Origin of the sequence: Endozoicomonas sp. ONNA2, assembly GCF_024606365.1 — a bacterium.
GTDB lineage: Bacteria > Pseudomonadota > Gammaproteobacteria > Pseudomonadales > Endozoicomonadaceae > Endozoicomonas.
The window spans coordinates 1-1,051 of the sequence record NZ_JAHHPO010000460.1; the positions used below are offsets into that span (position 1 = coordinate 1).

Below are 1,051 nucleotides of genomic sequence, written 5' to 3' on the forward strand. Positions count from 1 at the left end.
GGGTGAATTTCTCCCACGGAATATAGCTTTTCCGAGATCGACGCCCCAGCCATTTGTGCCAGATTTCCTGTACTTTATGATGCACTGCTTTCAGGGCCTTGAGATTGCCTGTAATGCCAAAGTACGCAAAGTGTCCCCGTAATTTCCGGTTTAACATGGCGTACTGCTCATTTAATGAGTCATGTCTGTGTTTACGGCAATATTCATTAAACGATTTCAGCGTTTTAGCTACTCGCCCCTTGGCGGTTTTCCGGAATATTGCAAAACCACCCCTCCGGGTTTTACCCCAGAAGTGTGTGAATCCAGGGAAATCAAAATTGATCGGAAGTCCACGACGTTTGTTTTCCTTTCGGTACTGAACCCGAAAGTCAATTCTCTGTGTCTTTTCCGGATGTAGCGTTAAGCCATAAACACCAAGGCGCTTAGGCAGGACACGCTCTACTCGACAACAGTCGTCAACATTTTGAAATACCATGACAAAGTCATCAGCAAAACGGGTCAGGCTACACCTTCCCTGCATTCTGGGCACTCTTTATCTACAAGAGCGTTTGAATAAACCAGTCATCCAGTACATAGTGCAGGTAGATATTGGCTAACAATGGTGAAATAACACCACCGGTTCCCATTGTCGGGTAGCAAAGCTGTCCCGACTCAAGTATACCGGCCTTCAGCCATGCTTTTCATGAAGAGACGATCAGTTTGCGTACCACGCCATCAGTTACTCTTCTGGCAAGGAACAGTCGTAGCTTGCTATGGTCAATCGTATCAAAGTACTTTTGTATATCCACATCAAGCACCCATTGACCTCCGTCCCGCATTATGTGACTACGTAGACTCTGCAAGGCATGATGCGCTGACCTGCCCTTGCGAGACCCAAACGAGCAATTGTAGAAATCTTGCTCGAAAACAGGTTCCAACAGCATCGCCACAGCTCTCTGGGCAATCTTATCCTCAAAGGTTGGGATGCCCAGAGAACGTTGCTGACCTTTCCCTTTAGGAATGTAAACGCGTCGTAAGGCTGGAGCCCGGTATCGACCTGATTTTATGCGAT

1 protein-coding gene and 1 pseudogene are annotated in these 1,051 nt (G+C 47.2%); both read right to left on the reverse strand.

What is annotated here, in order from left to right:
• A pseudogene (locus KDK14_RS08335) lies at window positions 1-520 on the reverse strand (hypothetical protein); the annotation flags it as partial.
• 160 nt (window positions 521-680) lie between these two features.
• The coding region (locus KDK14_RS08340; RefSeq protein ID WP_257264633.1) for a reverse transcriptase domain-containing protein at window positions 681-1,051 on the reverse strand (371 nt) is incomplete at its 5' end.